Raw genomic sequence first — 14,841 nt, 5'->3', positions numbered from 1 at the left:
TTTCTCAACGGTCAGGCCGGCACAGGCCGGGAAGCGGGTGCCGCGCATCCTGCACGGCACCGTCCGGGGGCTCAAGTGAGGATTACGCCGCCGGCGATGAGCCGGATTCATGCTGGGCCAGTCGGGTGCGAATCGCCGCCTCGATGCCGGGCGCATCCAGGCCGCATTCGGCGAGCATCTGCGCTGGTTTGGCGTGCTCGACGTAGTGATCCGGCAGGCCCAGCTGCAGCAGCGAGACGCGCTGATCAAGGCGGGCCAGGTACTCACCGACCGCGCTGCCGGCGCCGCCCATCACCGCGTTTTCTTCGAGGGTCACCAGCAGAGCATGCGTTTCGGCCAGCTGGCGGACCAGCGCCTCGTCCAGCGGCTTGACGAAGCGCATGTCGGCGACCGTGGCATCCAGCCGCTCGGCCACCTCCAGCGCGGCGGCCAGCTGCACGCCAAACACCAGCAGCGCCACACCGCGGCCCTGACGGCGGAGCACGCCCTTGCCGATTTCCACGCCGTCCAGCGCGGGGCTGATCGGCGCATTCGGGCCGTTGCCGCGCGGGTAGCGCACCGCCGCCGGGCCCGGATAGTGGTAGCCGGTGGAGAGCAGCAGGCGCAGCTCGTTTTCATCGCTCGGGGTCATGACCAGCATGCCGGGGATGCAACGCAGGTAAGAGATGTCGAAGCTGCCGGCATGGGTCGGGCCGTCCTCGCCGACCAGTCCGGCGCGGTCGATGGCGAACAGCACGTCCAGATCCTGCACCGCCACATCGTGGATCAGCTGATCGTAGGCGCGCTGCAGGAAGGTCGAGTAGATCGCCACCACCGGCTTGGTGCCTTCGCAGGCGAGGCCGGCGGCGAGGGTCACCGCGTGCTGCTCGGCAATCGCCACATCAAAGTAGCGCTCGGGGTACTGCTCGGCGAAGGCGACCAGATCCGAGCCTTCCTTCATCGCCGGGGTGATGCCGATCAGCCGCGCATCCTGGGCGGCCATGTCGCACAGCCACTGGCCGAACACGCTGGCGTACTTGGGGCCGCTCGGTTTGCGCGGCTGCTGCGGGTCGTCCACTTCCAGCTTGCCGATGGCGTGATAGCCGATCGGATCGGCCTCGGCCGGGGCAAAGCCCTTGCCCTTCTTGGTCACCACATGCAGGAACTGCGGGCCCTTGTGGCTGCGCATCTTGCCGAGGGTGGCGATCAGCAGCGGCAGGTCGTGGCCGTCGATCGGGCCGACGTAGTTCCAGCCCAGCTCCTCGAACAGCGTGCCGGGTACCAGCATGCCCTTGGCGTGTTCCTCGGTGCGCCGGGCGATTTCCCAGGCGCCGGGGATGCGCGAGAGGATCTTCTTACTGCCCTCGCGCATGCTGGCGTAGGTGTTGCTGGAGAGGATCTTCGCCAGGTAGTTGGACAGTCCGCCGACGTTCTTGGAGATCGACATGTCGTTGTCGTTGAGCACCACCAGCATGTTGGCGCCGACTTCCGAGGCGTGATTGAGGGCCTCGAAGGCCATGCCGGCGGTCAGCGCGCCATCGCCGATCACCGCCACGCTGCGTCGCTCGCTACCCTGCAGGCGGTGGGCGATGGCCATGCCCAGTGCGGCGCTGATCGAGGTGCTGGAGTGGCCGACGCCAAAGGTGTCGTACGCGCTCTCGCTGCGGCGCGGGAAGGCGGCCAGGCCGTCCTTCTGGCGCAGGGTGGCCATCTGCTCGCGGCGCCCGGTGAGGATCTTGTGGGGGTAGGCCTGATGCCCGACATCCCAGACCAGCCGGTCCTCCGGGGTCTGGTAGACGTAGTGCAGGGCGATGGTCAGCTCGACCACGCCAAGGCCGGCACCAAAGTGTCCACCGGTGCGTGCCACCGTGTAGAGCAGGTACTGGCGCAGCTCGTCGGCCAGGGTGTCCAGCTCGGCTTCGCTGAGGGTGCGCAGCACGGCGGGACTGTCGATGCGATCGAGCAGGGGCGTGTCAGGCCGCTGGCGGGGAAACTCGTGCAGCGTCTTGGGCATCGGGGCAGGTTCGGCAGTCGGACAATGAGGGTCGCGAGTTTACCCGAAGCTACCGAGGCGCCCAAGCAAGGCGAAGGTCGAGCCGCGTGGCCGCTCACAGCGGCGCGGCGGGTGCCTCAGTGCTGGGGGGCTCAGTGCTGGCGCTCGACGATATAGCGGGCCAGTGCGCGCAGGGCATCGGCGCGGGCATCAAAACTGGCCAGGGCTTCTAGCGCCTGATCGCACAGCGCCCGGGCATAGTGGCGGGCGGCGTCAAGGCCGAGCAGCTGCGGGTAGGTCGGCTTGTCGTTGGCCTGATCCTTGCCGGCGGTCTTGCCAAGGGTGGCGCTGTCGCTGTCGACATCGAGGATGTCGTCCTGCACCTGAAAGGCTAGGCCGATGGCCGCGGCATAGCGGGCGAGTGCCGCGCGGCAGGCGGCGGTGGCGTGGCCGCTGGCCAGGGCGCCGAGCTGCACGCTGGCCTCGATCAGCGCGCCGGTCTTGTGGCGGTGCATGGTTTCCAGCGCCGCCTGATCGAGCTTGTGGCCGACCGCGCCCAGATCGATTGCCTGTCCGCCGACCATCCCGGCAGGTCCTGCGGCGCGGGCCAGCACGCTGATCATCGCCAGGCGCACCTCGGTTTCCAGCGGATTGTGCCGCGGATCACTGAGCACCTCGAAGGCCAGCGCCTGCAGGCCGTCGCCGGCGAGGATCGCGGTGGCCTCGTCGAAGGCAATGTGGGTGGTGGGCAGGCCGCGGCGCAGGTCGTCATCGTCCATGGCCGGCAGATCGTCATGCACCAGCGAGTAGGCATGGATCAGCTCCAGCGCACAGGCGGCGGCAGTGGCCCGCTCCGGCGCGCCGCCCAGCGCCTGACAGGCGGCATAGGCCAGCAGCGGGCGTACCCGCTTGCCGCCGTTGGTCACGCTGTAGCGCATCGCCGCATACAGGTGGCTCAGCTCGGCAGAGGGCGCCTGTAGCAGGGCCTCCAGGGCGGCATCGACGCGGGTCTGGCAGCCGCGCTGGTAGTCGGCAAGGTTCACGCGCTTGGCTCCTCGCTGCTGAATGGCACGCGGCGCAGGTTTTCCCCCTCGCCGAGCAGCAGCTGCACCTTCTGTTCCGCTTGGCTGAGGGCGGCCTGGCAGTCGCGGGTCAGACGGATGCCCTGCTCGAAGGCGCCGAGCGATTCTTCCAGCGACAGCGTGCCGCTTTCCAGGCGCTCGACCAGGGTTTGCAGCTCACTGAGGGACTGCTCGAAGTCGGGGGTTTGCTTGCGGGCCATGACAGCACTCTCGGCGCAGAAAAAACGCCGCGACACTAGCAGACCGCCCCGGCCAGCGGCAAACGCCGATGCGGGAAAGCCGCCCTGCTTCGGGTAGAATCGGCGCCCATTCATCGTCACCCACAGGGAATCTGCCATGTCCGGCAAGGTGCTGATCGCCGCGCTGCTTGCGCTCCTGCTCGCCGGCTGTTCCGGCGAAGATTCGTCCGATCCACGATCCGCTGCCGCGCCCTGGGTGCTGACCGTGGCGGTGGAGGCCGAGGGCGAGGCCAGCCGCCTCTATTCAGCCACCGTGCAGGCCCGTCGGCAGGTGCCGCTGGCTTTTCAGGTCGGTGGTCGGGTGCTGGAGCGCTGGGTGGACGCCGGGCAGGTGGTCAAGCCCGGTCAGCGCCTGCTGCAACTCGACCCGCGTGACCTGCGTCAGCGCCTGCAGGCCGCCGAGGCCGAGCAGTCGGCCGCCAGCCGGGCGCTGGAGCTGCAGCAGCGCGACCTGCAGCGTTTGCGCAGTCTGCAGGGGGAGGGCGCGGTCAGCCTGCAGGCGCTGGAGCTGGCCGAGCGCGCCACCCGCGAGGCGCAGGCGCGGCGGCGCGCCGCTCAGGCTGCCTATCGCGAGGCGGGCAATGCACTGGGTTACGCCACGTTGCAGGCCGCTGAGGCGGGGGTGCTGATCGAACTGCATGCCGAGCCCGGGCAGGTGGTGGCCGCCGGCGAGCCAGTGGCGGAGCTGGCGGTTGCTGGCGAGCGGGAGGTCGAGGTGTTCCTGCCGGAAGGCGATCACCCGCCGGTGCGCGGCGAGCTGCTGCTGGCCGAGGGCCGTACCGCACTGACCCTGCGCGAGATCGCCGGGGCGGCTGATGCACAAAGCCGCAGCTGGCGCGCCCGCTATCGGATCGAGGATCCGGCCCTGCTGCCGGCACTTGGCAGCGTGGTGCAGGTGCGGCTGCAGCAGGCGCCCGCTGGCGCCAACGAGGCGGCGACGCTGCGGGTGCCGCTGGGCGCGCTGGATGAGCGCGGGCAGGGGGCGCAGGTCTGGCAGGTGATCGAGGGCCGCGCCACGCCGCTGGCCGTCGAGGTGCTGGCTCTTGAGGCAGAACACGCACGAATCCGCGCTCCGCTGGCGCCCGGTGCGCGGATCATCGCCTTGGGCACCCACCTGCTGAGCCCGGGTCTTGCGGTACAGGAGCGCAGCCGATGAGTTTCCCCAACTTGTCAGCGCTGGCGGTGCGTGAGCGGGCGCTGTCGCTGTTCTTCCTGCTGCTGTCGATCCTCGCCGGCAGCTACGCCTTCCTCGCGCTCGGGCGTGCCGAGGATCCGGCGTTTACCGTGCGGGTCATGGTGGTTTCGGCGCTGTGGCCGGGGGCGAGTGCCGAGCAGCTGCAGACGCAGGTGGTCGATCGGCTGGAAAAGCGCATTCAGGAAGTCGAATACCTCTACCGCATCGACACCACGGTGCGCGCCGGGCGTGCTGATCTGCAGGTGGAGTTCGAGGACTTCACCCCCAGCGAGAAGGTGCCCGAGCTGTTCTACGAGGTGCGCAAGCGCATGCTTGACGAGATGCCGCGCCTGCCGGACGGGGTGATCGGGCCGCTGGTCAATGATGATTTCTCCGATGTGTATTTCTCGCTCTTGGCCCTCAGCGCGCCGGGGCTGCCGATGCGCGAGCTGACCCGCGAGGCCGAGGCGATCCGCGATCGCCTGCAGCGCGTCGAGGGGCTGCACAAGGCGCTGCTACTCGGTGAGCGCAGCGAGCGGGTGCAGCTAGAGTTCGATCTGGCACGGCTCAATAACCTCGGCATCAGCGCCGAGCAGGTGTTCGCTGCCATCGATGCCCACAACCGCCTGCTGCCCGCCGGGCAGCTGGAGCTGGCCGGACCGCGCGCCTACCTGCGCCTGGACAGCGATCTGGCCGACCCTGAGCGGCTGGCCGCCGTGCCGCTGCGCATCGGCGAGCGCCTGCTGCGCCTGAGTGATCTGGCCACGGTGCGCCGCGGCTACGAAGACCCGCCCAGCTACCTGGTGCGCGCCCGCGGCGAGGATGCGCTGCTGCTGGGTGTGGTGATGCGCCGCGGCGAGAATGGCCTGGCATTTGGCGAGCGACTGGCCGAGTTCATGACCCGCGAACAGGCGCGCCTGCCGCTTGGCATGCACCTGCGGGCGCTGACCAACCAAACCGAGGCGATCTCGGCGGCGGTCGATCTGTTTCAGGTCAAGTTCTTGGTCGCGGTGCTGGTGGTGATGGGCGTCAGCGTGCTGGCCATCGGCCTGCGCGCCGGGCTGGTGGTAGGGATTGCCGTACCGCTGACTCTTGGCCTGACCTTCCTGCTGATGAAGCTGACCGGCGTCAACCTCGACCGCATCACCCTCGGCGCGCTGATCATTGCCCTCGGGCTGTTAGTGGACGATGCGATCATCGCCATCGAGATGATGATCGTGAAGATCGAGGAGGGCTGGGACCGGGTACGCGCCGCCACCCACGCCTGGAACGTCACCGCCGCGCCGATGCTGTTTGGCACGTTGGTCACGGTGGCCGGCTTTGTGCCGATCGGCTTTGCCGAGTCGGGGGTCGGGGAGTACGCCGGCAATATCTTCTGGGTGCTGGCTTACGCGCTGCTGGTCTCCTGGCTGGTGGCGGTGACCTTCACGCCGTACCTGGGCGTGCGCCTGCTGCCCGCAGCCCTCAAGCCCCATGCGCATGGCGATCTGTACCAGAGCCCCGGTTACCGGCGCTTGCGGGTGCTGATCGAGCGCTGCGTACACGGGCGCAAGCGCGTGGTGTTCGGCACGCTGGGCCTGTTGCTGCTGGCGATGCTGGGCATGGCCCAGCTGGTGCAAAAGCAGTTCTTCCCCAGCTCCGACCGCAGCGAGGTGCTGATCAGCGTCTACCTGCCGCCGGGCAGCGCGATTGGCCAGACCGATGCCACTGTGCGGCGGCTGGAGCAGATCCTCGCGGCGATGCCGGAGGTGAAGACCCTCTCGGCCTATGTCGGCGCTGGCGCGCCGCGCTTTTTCATCTCCGCCAACCCGGAGCTGCCGGATCCGGCGTTCGCCAAGCTGATCGCCATTGGGCAGGACGCGGAAGCCCGCGATCGGATCATCGCCGCGCTGACCCAGCGCCTCGCCGCCGGCGAGTTCCCCGAGGCACGGGTGCGGGTCACCCGCCTGCTGTTCGGCCCGCCGGTGGTCTGGCCGGTGAGCTTCCGGGTGGTCGGCCCGGATCCGCAGCGCCTGCGCGAGATTGCCCATCAGGTGCGTGAGGCGATGGCGGCCAATCCCCACGCCGTGGATGCCCATCTGGAGGCGGATGCGCGGGTGCCGGTGCTGCATCTGGCGCTGGACATCGAGCAGCTGCAGCGCATCGGCCTGACGCCCGCCGAGCTGTCCCGCCAGCTGCAGTTCCAGCTCGATGGCGTGCCGGTGACCCAGTTGCGGCAGGATATTCGCAGCGTCGAGGTGCAGGCGCGCGGCCTGCGCGGTACGGACGGCGTGCTGCTGCCCGAGCAGCTCGAAGTGCGTACCGGCGATGGCCGCAAGGTGCCGCTGGCGCAGCTGGGCTCGCTTGAGGTGCGCTTTGAAGAGCCTGTGATTCGCCGCTACAACCGCGAGCGTGCGCTGTCGGTGCAGGCGGATATTCAGGGCGCGCAGGCGCCGGATGTGACCCTGGCAGTGTGGGCGGCGCTGGTGCCGCTGCGCGCCGGGCTGCCGGAGGGTTATCGCATCGATATTGGCGGCTCGCTGGAGCAGTCCGGCAAGGCCGACGCCTCGATCCAGAAGCTGCAGCCGGTGATGGTGGCGCTGATGCTGATCTTCATCATGCTGCAGATGCGCTCGTTCTCCGGCACCTTCATCGTGGTGGCCACCGCGCCGCTGGGGCTGATCGGGGCGGTGCTGGCGCTGCTGCTGTTCGATCAGCCGTTCGGCTTTGTCGCGCTGCTCGGGCTGATTGGTCTGGCGGGGATTCTGATGCGTAACACCATGATCCTCACCCAGCAGGTGCAGGATCATCTGGCCGAGGGCATGGAGCCGCGCGCGGCGGTGGTGGAGGCCGCGGTGCGCCGCGCCCGGCCGGTAGTGCTTACCGCCTTGGCGGCGGCGCTGGCCTTTATCCCGCTGACTCTGGACAGCTTCTGGGGGCCGCTGGCCTTTGTGCTGATCGGTGGCGTACTGGCCGGCACGGCGATCACCCTGCTGTTCGTGCCGGCGCTGTATGCGCTGTGGTTCCGCCTCGGGCGTACTCCAGCTCAGGCGACGAAGTAGTAGAGGGTCATGCCGCTGCCGACGCTGATCACCAGCGCGCGCAGCCAGCGGGCCGGCAGGCGCTCACCGAGCGCCCCGCCGGCGTAACCGCCGAGCGTCGCGCCGGCGAGCAGCACGGCCAGCTCCATCAGGCTGACCCGCCCGGCGATCAGGAAAGTCAGGCTGGCGATGCTGTAGATCATCGCTGAGAGCAGGTTCTTCAGCGCATTGGCCCTTGCCGGTGCATGACCCTCGATGGCAAACGCCGCCAGCTGCAGGATGCCCATGCCGGCGCCAAAGTAGCCGCCGTACACCGAGACCAGCGTATGGGCACTGAGGCCGATTACGCCGTGGCGCGGCTGCGTGGCTGCGCTGCGCCAGCGGGCCAGCAGGCGACTCAGCCAGGGGCTGGCGGCAAACAGCGCGGTGGCGGCGAGCAGCAGCCAGGGGATCAGCGCCCGAAAGCGCTCATCGCCCCCAGCCAGCAGCAGCAGGCCACCGGCCAGCCCGCCGGCAAGGCCAGCCAGCAGCAGCCCGAGCAGGTAATGCGACCCCAGTTCGCGCAGGGTGCGTCGTCCGGCCCAGGCCCCGGCCAGGCTGGCTGGCCACAGCGCCACCGCGTTGGTGGCGTTGGCGGTCACCGGCGGCAACCCGACCGCCAGCAGCGCCGGGAAGGAGAAGAAGGTTCCGCCACCGGCCAGGGCGTTCATGCCGCCCGCCGCCAGCCCGGCGAGCAGAAGCAGCAGTGCATCAGTCAGGATCATCAGGTTCGTCCTTGGGATGGGTCGGCCGAGGATACGCCAGCGCAGACAATAAAAAACCGGCCCTTGTGGGGCCGGTTTTCCGTACAGACAGCGTCGTCCTTACTTTTGATGGGCCGCCGCTGCCTTGAGAATCACCTGGCGGGCCTCTTCGGCATCGCCCCAGCTCTCCACCTTGACCCACTTGCCCGGCTCGAGATCCTTGTAGTTCTCGAAGAAGTGCTTGATCTGCTCGATCAGCAGGTTCGGCAGGTCGGTGTAGTTCTGCACGTCCTTGTACAGGACGGTCAGCTTGTCGTGCGGGACGGCCAGCACCTTGGCATCGCCACCGCCTTCATCGCTCATGTGCAGGATGCCGACCGGACGGGCGCGGATCACGGCACCCGGCGCGACCGGGTAGGGGGTGACCACCAGCACGTCGAGCGGATCACCGTCGTCGGCCAGGGTGTTGGGGATGTAGCCGTAGTTGGCCGGGTAGAACATCGGGGTGGCCATGAAGCGGTCGACGAACAGCGCGTCGCTGTCCTTGTCGATCTCGTACTTGATCGGCGCGTGGTTGGCGGGGATCTCGATGGCGACGTAGATGTCGTTCGGCAGGTCCTTGCCGGCCGGGATGTTGCTGTAGCTCATGCGGGGCTCCAAGGGAGGGGGCCAAAAGTGGCGGCGATTATAGGGGGATTCCGCCGGTCTCGCCATGCGCGCCGTCCGGGTCAGCCGCTGACGGTGTGGCGCGGTCGGCTGCCAGTGCCGCCAGCGCCGGGGCCAGACGCTGCAGCGGGTCCTGCCGGTAGAACAGCGCGAGCTGCTGGTACACCGCGGGAAAGGCGTCGTGCAGCAGATCCGGGGCGCTGAAAAAGTATTCGCTGGTCACCGCAAAGAACTCGGCCGGATGCTCGGCGGCGTAAGGGTCGATCTGCGTCTGTGCGTCGGGGTCGGTATCAAGCTGGGTATTCAGTTGGTCGTAGGCGCTCTGCATCGCCTCGGCCCAGTCCTGCAGGCGCATGTTCGCGTGCAGGGGCGGCAGGCCGTTGGCGGCGCCGTTCAGCATGTCCAGCTTGTGGGCCAGTTCGTGGATCGGCAGGTTGTAGCCATCCAGCGTGCCGCTGGCCAGCACACCCGGCCAGGCCAGAATCACCGGCCCTTGCTGCCAGGCCTCACCGCTGCGTGCCTCATCCCAGGCATGCTCGATACCGCTCTCATCGCGGTAGCGCTGCGGGCTGAGAAAATCATCGGGATACAGCACGATTTCACGAAAGCCTTGGTACCAGTCCAGCTCCGGCAGCCCGAGCAGCGGAAGGCAAGCCTGCGCGGCCAGACGCAGCCTAGCCGGTTGGTCGAGCGCGACCCCGGCGAGGGCGGTCAGCTGTTTGTCGTGCAGGAACAGCACGCACCGCTCGCGCAGGCGCGTCAGCGCCAGCTCATCCAGACCACTCAGCAGCGGCAGTGCGGTGCAGGCGGCCTGCCAGTCGGCATCCGCCACCGGATGGCGCGCCAGCACACGGCGCCGGCGCCAATTGCGAAAGAACATGCAAGCCTCACAGCCTTGGGGGTGCCGGATGCTAATACGCCTCAGCGCTTGCAGCGAGTGTGCCGGTGGCGGGGTGGCCGCTCAGTGCGGGTGCATCTGGACGATGCCCAGCTCATCAAGAAACTGCTCGGCGCCGCGGATGAAGTCCAGCTCGCGGTTGAACAGCGCCTGGAACTCGCGCAGGCCCATCGGCAGCTGCAGTAGGCCATGCAGCAGGGCGCAGCGTTTGTGGATGTGCTCGACCCGCAGCAGGATGCGTTGCGGGTGGCGGTAGTGGGCCAGATGCGGCCGCCATGCATCGCTGAGGGCGTGATCACACTGGACGCCAATCGCCGCAAGGCGCTTGGCGAATTGGCGTTGATGGTGGGGCAGGGTCGTCATGGGTGGGCAGTTTACCAGCGTCGTGTCTGGGCGTCGCCGCGCTGGCTCAGGCTGGCTCCACCGCAAACCCCACCACGCTGCGCTGCTCGCGGCTGAACTCGACGCCGATCAGATGGATTGGCTCGCCACGGGCGCGGTATTTTTCGGCATAGCCACGCTGGCGAATCTGCTCGAGGGCTTTGCCCTCTGGCACCAGCTCCACCACCTTGAACTCGAACAGATACACATGGCCGTTGAACAGCACCGTCATGTCGATGCGACCGTGGTTGGTTGTATCTTCCAGACGAATATCCAGCCCCAGCGCGGCAAAGTGGCTGTAGAACACGCTGGCCCAGTAGCCCTCATATTGGGCAATCGGGTTATTGCGGTACCAGTCGTGGGGGATGCTGGCGAAGAAGGCGGTGAACAGCTGCTGCAAGCCGGGGAAATCGTTGGCCAGTAGCAAATCATAGAGCCGCGGCAGGTGTACGCCCTGGCGAGCAGGATTATCGGTAAGGGCGCCGAGCAGGGCATTGTTCAGGCTGCTGCGTACTTCCAGGTTGGGGTAACGCAGGGTCATCTGCATCAGCCCCGGTAGGCGACGAACCTTATCAATGGTCAGATACCCCGCCTGGAACATCAGGGCTTCGGTGGGGATGTGATCCACATCGAAACTCGATAGCAACGATTCCAGCGCGATCACCCGCTCCAGATCCGGAGTGAAGGTACGCCGTGCAGTGAGTAGATCAATGAGAAAAGTCGGTGTGCCCGTCTCAAACCAGAATGGCCGAAATTCGCGCTCTTGGAACAGCAGGAGCAAATCAAACGGGTTGTAGACCGGGGTGCCGGTCCAGTTATAGCCGTTGTACCAGGCGCGGATTTCCTCGCGGTCCAGCCCTTCCAGCTCCGGGGCAAACACACTATCGACATCGGTATCCGTGTAGCCACACAACGCGGAATAGGCGCTGGAGAGGGTGATGTCGCGCAGGTTGTTCAACCCCGAAAACAGGCTGACCTTGCTGAATTTGGATACGCCGGTGAGCATGGCAAAGCGGATGTGGGCATCGCTGTCCTTGATCACTGAATACAGGTCGCGCAAGCCATCGCGGATCTCGCCGGCGATCTCCGGGCGGGTCAGGTTGTCGAGAATCGGCTTGTCGTATTCATCGACCAGAACCACCACACGCTGGCCATACTGGCGCTCTGCCGCGCGGATCAGCTCGGCAAAGCGGCTGCGCCGGTCGTGCTGGGTGCAGGCTAGGTTGAGGCGCTGTGCGTTGACCCTCAGCAGTTCATCGATCTTGCTGCCCAGGTCGGCCGCGTCGCGAATCACCCCACCGCCAAAGCTCAGGCGAATGACCGGATAACGCTTGCTCCAGTCCCAACGCCCGTGCGCGGCCAGGCCGCGAAACAGCGGCTCGCTGCCCTCGAACAGCTCGGCAATCGTGTCGATCAGCAGGCTTTTGCCAAAGCGCCGCGGGCGGGAGAGGAAGTAATAGCTGCCCTCGTCGATCAGCTGCAGGATCAGCGCGGTTTTATCGACGTAATAGCAGCCATCCTCGCGCAAGCGGGCGAAGGTCTGGATGCCGATCGGTAATTTTTGACGTTTCATAAATGCTCCACCGCAAATCCCACCACGCTGCGCTGCTCGCGGCTGAACTCGACGCCGATCAGATGGATTGGCTCGCCACGGGCGCGGTATTTGTCGGCATAGCCACGCTGGCGAATCTGCTCGAGGGCTTTGCCCTCTGGCACCAGCTCCACCACCTTGAACTCGAACAAATACACTTGGCCGTTGAACAGCACCGTCATGTCGATGCGTCCGTGGTTGGTTGTATCTTCCAGACGTATATCCAGCCCCAGCGCGGCAAAGTGGCTATAGAACACGCTGGCCCAGTAGCCCTCGTATTGAGCGATCGGGTTATTGCGGTACCAATCGTGGGGGATGCTGGCAAAGAAGGCGGTGAACAGCTGCTGCAAGCCGGGGAAATCGTTGGCCAGTAGCAGGTCATGGAGGCGGGTGGTGTTAGCCACGGCGCTGCCAGGATTGGCCAGGTAGCGGCCCAGCAACGCATCGTTCAGGCTGCTGCGCACCTCAAGGTTGGGGTAGCGCAACCGGTAGCGAGGCTGCGCACCGATGCGCCGAACGCTGTCGATAGTCAGATAGCCAGCCTGGAACATCAGTGCCTCGGTAGAAATATCGCCCACCTCAAAGGCCGACAGCAGGCTTTCGCTGGCCATAAGATGCTCCAGATCTGGCGCAAAGATCCGGCGCTCGGTGAGCAGATCGACCAGAAACGTCGGTGTGCCAGTCTCAAACCAGTAGGGCTGGAATTGGCGCTTCTGGAACAGCAAGAGCAGATCGAACGGGTTGTAGACCGGCGTGCCGGTCCAGTTGTAGCCGTTGTACCAAGCGCGAATCTCCTCGCGATCCAGCCCGCCCAGCTCCGATGCAAATACCGTGTCGACATCCTCGTCGGTATACCCGCAGATTGCCGAATAGGCGGCATCCAGCGTGATGTCGTTGAGGTTGTTCAGCCCGGAAAACAGACTGACCTTGCTGAACTTGGACACGCCGGTGAGCATGGCAAAGCGCAGATGCGCATCCTGGCCCTTGATCACGGAATACAGGTTACGCAGGCCATCGCGGATCTCGCGGGCGATCTCCGGCTGGGTCAGGTTATCGAGGATCGGCTTGTCGTACTCATCGACCAGCACCACCACGCGCTGGCAGTGGGTCTTCTCGGCATTACGGATCAGCGCCGCAAAGCGCCCGGGGATGCTGGCCTCTACAGGCGCTACGCCCAGCCGCTGCTCGTTTTCGGCAAGAATCTCGTTGATCCGCTCATCCAGCGCCTCGCGGCTGTGCAGTACGCCATCGGCAAAGCTGATGCGGATCACCGGATAGCGCTTGCTCCAGTCCCAACGCCCGTGCGCGGCCAGGCCGCGAAACAGCGGCTCGCGGCCCTCGAACAGCTCGGCGATGGTGTCGATCAGCAGGCTTTTGCCAAAGCGCCGCGGGCGGGAGAGGAAGTAATAGCTGCCCTCATCGATCAGCTGCAGGATCATCCCGGTCTTGTCGACGTAATAGCAGTCATCCTCGCGGAGGCGGGCGAAGGTCTGGATGCCGATGGGCAGCTTGCGACGGGGCAGGGGCATGGCGGACACCTTGGCGAAGACTGCGCCGATTGTAGCTTAGTGGGCGGGGCTTACTCGTTTGTGTGGCGAGGTGCTAACGTCTCAGCACACGTCTTGGGGGCTGTATCGCATGAAAGTGACCGTTTTCGGGATTGGCTATGTCGGGCTGGTACAGGCTGCTGTGCTGGCTGAGGTGGGCCATGAGGTGCTGTGTATCGATGTCGATGCCGCCAAGGTCGAGCGTCTGCAGCAAGGCAGCATACCCATCTACGAGCCGGGCCTTGAGTCTCTGGTGCGGGATAACCATCAGGCTGGCCGGCTGCGGTTCAGCACCGATGCGGCCGAGGGCGTACGCCACGCATCACTGCTGTTCATCGCCGTTGGCACGCCACCGGATGAGGATGGCTCCGCCGACCTTCAGTACGTGCTGGCTGTGGCGCAGGACATTGCCCGGCACATGGATGCCCCCAAGATCATCGTCGATAAATCCACAGTGCCGGTCGGCACGGCTGACAAGGTCCTGCAGCGCATTCGACAGATCCTCCATGAGCGTGGGCGTGATGACCTGTGCGTCGATGTGGTGTCAAACCCCGAATTCCTCAAGGAAGGCTCCGCCGTCGCCGACTGCATGCGCCCCGATCGCATCATCATCGGCACCGCCAGCGCTGACAGCGAGGACGTGATGCGCGAGCTCTACGCGCCCTTCAACCGCAACCGGGAAAAGATCATCGTCATGGACGTGCGCAGCGCCGAGCTGACCAAGTACGCCGCCAACGGCATGCTAGCCACCAAGATCAGCTTCATGAACGAGATCGCCAACCTCGCCGAGCGCCTCGGCGCCGATATCGAGATGGTCCGCCAGGGCATCGGCGCCGATCCACGCATCGGCTACCACTTTATTTATGCCGGTGCCGGCTACGGCGGCTCCTGTTTCCCCAAGGACGTGCAGGCGCTGATCCGCACTGCCGAGGGCATCGACTTCGACGCCTGCCTGCTCAAGGCCGTGGAGCGCCGCAACGAAGCGCAGAAGACGGTCCTGTTCGAGAAGATCCACCGCCACTTCGGCGGCGAACTGGCCGGCAAGACCTTCGCCCTCTGGGGCCTGAGCTTCAAGCCCAACACCGACGACATGCGCGAAGCGCCCAGCCGGGTGCTGATGGAAGCGCTCTGGGCCGCTGGCGCGCGGGTGCAGGCCTACGACCCGGAGGCCATGCACGAGGCCCAGCGCCTCTACGGCAACCGCGATGGCCTGAGCCTGTGCGGCACCAAGGAGGCTGCACTGAAAGGTGCCGATGCCCTGGTAATCGTCACCGAATGGCAGGCCTTCAAAGCGCCGGACTTTGACTTCATCAAGCAGCAGCTCCGGCAGCCGGTGATCTTTGATGGGCGCAACCTGTTCGAGCCGCGCAGGATGGAGAGGAAGGGGATTTTGTATCGGTCGATTGGGCGTTGAGTGAAAAAGGGGGGGAGACATCCTCCCCCCTTTGCGTTATTAATCCGGCAATAAGATAGAGCATAATCAGTATTTTCAAAATGACCAACGATGCACGCAGCCTCAGCCCCCTGG

12 protein-coding genes are annotated in these 14,841 nt (G+C 66.1%); 3 read left to right on the top strand and 9 right to left on the bottom strand.

Features of this window, described 5'->3' with window-relative positions; all coding sequences use genetic code 11:
- Positions 1 to 82 precede the first annotated feature (82 nt).
- The 3 genes from dxs to MXC11_RS08860 all read right to left on the bottom strand — a co-directional run bounded on the left by dxs (position 83) and on the right by MXC11_RS08860 (position 3,254).
- Complete coding sequence (dxs, locus tag MXC11_RS08870; protein ID WP_250008794.1) at positions 83 to 1,993, bottom strand: 1-deoxy-D-xylulose-5-phosphate synthase; 1,911 nt, start codon at positions 1,991 to 1,993, stop codon at positions 83 to 85.
- A gap of 131 nt (positions 1,994 to 2,124) precedes the next feature.
- Positions 2,125 to 3,015 (bottom strand): (2E,6E)-farnesyl diphosphate synthase, encoded by an 891-nt coding sequence (ispA, locus tag MXC11_RS08865; protein WP_250008776.1) that lies wholly within the window; start codon positions 3,013 to 3,015, stop codon positions 2,125 to 2,127.
- Positions 3,012 to 3,254, bottom strand: a complete 243-nt coding sequence (locus tag MXC11_RS08860) for an exodeoxyribonuclease VII small subunit (RefSeq protein WP_250008768.1) — start codon at positions 3,252 to 3,254, stop codon at positions 3,012 to 3,014. Before MXC11_RS08860 ends, ispA begins: the two co-directional genes overlap by 4 nt.
- A gap of 136 nt (positions 3,255 to 3,390) precedes the next feature.
- Between MXC11_RS08860 and MXC11_RS08855 the strand changes: the two genes are divergently transcribed.
- The gene (locus MXC11_RS08855) at positions 3,391 to 4,449 is read left to right on the top strand and encodes an efflux RND transporter periplasmic adaptor subunit (RefSeq protein WP_250008761.1); all 1,059 of its coding nucleotides are present in this window, start codon (positions 3,391 to 3,393) and stop codon (positions 4,447 to 4,449) included.
- Positions 4,446 to 7,508 (top strand): efflux RND transporter permease subunit, encoded by a 3,063-nt coding sequence (locus MXC11_RS08850; RefSeq protein WP_250008754.1) that lies wholly within the window; start codon positions 4,446 to 4,448, stop codon positions 7,506 to 7,508. The genes MXC11_RS08855 and MXC11_RS08850 overlap by 4 nt, the downstream gene beginning before the upstream one ends.
- On the opposite strand, the gene MXC11_RS08845 is transcribed toward MXC11_RS08850, so the two are convergent.
- From MXC11_RS08845 to MXC11_RS08820, 6 genes are all read right to left on the bottom strand, one after another.
- The gene (locus MXC11_RS08845; RefSeq protein ID WP_250008747.1) at positions 7,493 to 8,251 is read right to left on the bottom strand and encodes a sulfite exporter TauE/SafE family protein; all 759 of its coding nucleotides are present in this window, start codon (positions 8,249 to 8,251) and stop codon (positions 7,493 to 7,495) included. The two genes, MXC11_RS08850 and MXC11_RS08845, sit on opposite strands and share 16 nt — an antisense overlap.
- A 99-nt stretch (positions 8,252 to 8,350) precedes the next feature.
- Entirely contained in the window at positions 8,351 to 8,878 is a 528-nt protein-coding gene (gene ppa, locus MXC11_RS08840; RefSeq protein WP_250008746.1) for an inorganic diphosphatase, read from the bottom strand.
- A gap of 37 nt (positions 8,879 to 8,915) precedes the next feature.
- Positions 8,916 to 9,776 carry a M90 family metallopeptidase gene (locus MXC11_RS08835; RefSeq protein WP_250008738.1) on the bottom strand — a complete coding sequence of 287 codons (861 nt, stop codon included), beginning with the start codon at positions 9,774 to 9,776 and terminating at the stop codon, positions 8,916 to 8,918.
- A gap of 81 nt (positions 9,777 to 9,857) precedes the next feature.
- Positions 9,858 to 10,157 carry a hypothetical protein gene (locus MXC11_RS08830; RefSeq protein WP_250008732.1) on the bottom strand — a complete coding sequence of 100 codons (300 nt, stop codon included), beginning with the start codon at positions 10,155 to 10,157 and terminating at the stop codon, positions 9,858 to 9,860.
- A 46-nt stretch (positions 10,158 to 10,203) separates the two neighbouring features.
- Positions 10,204 to 11,748 (bottom strand): ATP-binding protein, encoded by a 1,545-nt coding sequence (locus tag MXC11_RS08825; RefSeq protein WP_250008727.1) that lies wholly within the window; start codon positions 11,746 to 11,748, stop codon positions 10,204 to 10,206.
- Positions 11,745 to 13,295: an ATP-binding protein gene (locus MXC11_RS08820; RefSeq protein ID WP_250008725.1), complete on the bottom strand. Its 1,551-nt coding sequence runs from the start codon at positions 13,293 to 13,295 to the stop codon at positions 11,745 to 11,747. Before MXC11_RS08820 ends, MXC11_RS08825 begins: the two co-directional genes overlap by 4 nt.
- A 109-nt stretch (positions 13,296 to 13,404) precedes the next feature.
- On the opposite strand from MXC11_RS08820, the gene MXC11_RS08815 reads away from it, so the two are divergent.
- Complete coding sequence (locus MXC11_RS08815) at positions 13,405 to 14,727, top strand: UDP-glucose dehydrogenase family protein (RefSeq protein ID WP_250008720.1); 1,323 nt, start codon at positions 13,405 to 13,407, stop codon at positions 14,725 to 14,727.
- Positions 14,728 to 14,841 lie beyond the last annotated feature (114 nt).

Origin of the sequence: Pseudomonas eutrophicaquae, from assembly GCF_023544715.1 — a bacterium.
GTDB lineage: Bacteria > Pseudomonadota > Gammaproteobacteria > Pseudomonadales > Pseudomonadaceae > Geopseudomonas.
The sequence above is the reverse complement of the archived record's forward strand: the minus strand, read 5'-3'. Positions and strand labels throughout refer to the sequence as shown.

Coding starts and splice junctions, on each gene's coding strand:
- dxs (WP_250008794.1), bottom strand. CDS start 1,993: ATGCCCAAGACGCTGCACGAGTTTCCCCGCCAGCGGCCTGACACGCCC.
- MXC11_RS08860 (WP_250008768.1), bottom strand. CDS start 3,254: ATGGCCCGCAAGCAAACCCCCGACTTCGAGCAGTCCCTCAGTGAGCTG.
- MXC11_RS08855 (WP_250008761.1), top strand. CDS start 3,391: ATGTCCGGCAAGGTGCTGATCGCCGCGCTGCTTGCGCTCCTGCTCGCC.
- MXC11_RS08850 (WP_250008754.1), top strand. CDS start 4,446: ATGAGTTTCCCCAACTTGTCAGCGCTGGCGGTGCGTGAGCGGGCGCTG.
- MXC11_RS08845 (WP_250008747.1), bottom strand. CDS start 8,251: ATGATCCTGACTGATGCACTGCTGCTTCTGCTCGCCGGGCTGGCGGCG.
- ppa (WP_250008746.1), bottom strand. CDS start 8,878: ATGAGCTACAGCAACATCCCGGCCGGCAAGGACCTGCCGAACGACATC.
- MXC11_RS08835 (WP_250008738.1), bottom strand. CDS start 9,776: ATGTTCTTTCGCAATTGGCGCCGGCGCCGTGTGCTGGCGCGCCATCCG.
- MXC11_RS08830 (WP_250008732.1), bottom strand. CDS start 10,157: ATGACGACCCTGCCCCACCATCAACGCCAATTCGCCAAGCGCCTTGCG.
- MXC11_RS08825 (WP_250008727.1), bottom strand. CDS start 11,748: ATGAAACGTCAAAAATTACCGATCGGCATCCAGACCTTCGCCCGCTTG.
- MXC11_RS08820 (WP_250008725.1), bottom strand. CDS start 13,295: ATGCCCCTGCCCCGTCGCAAGCTGCCCATCGGCATCCAGACCTTCGCC.
- MXC11_RS08815 (WP_250008720.1), top strand. CDS start 13,405: ATGAAAGTGACCGTTTTCGGGATTGGCTATGTCGGGCTGGTACAGGCT.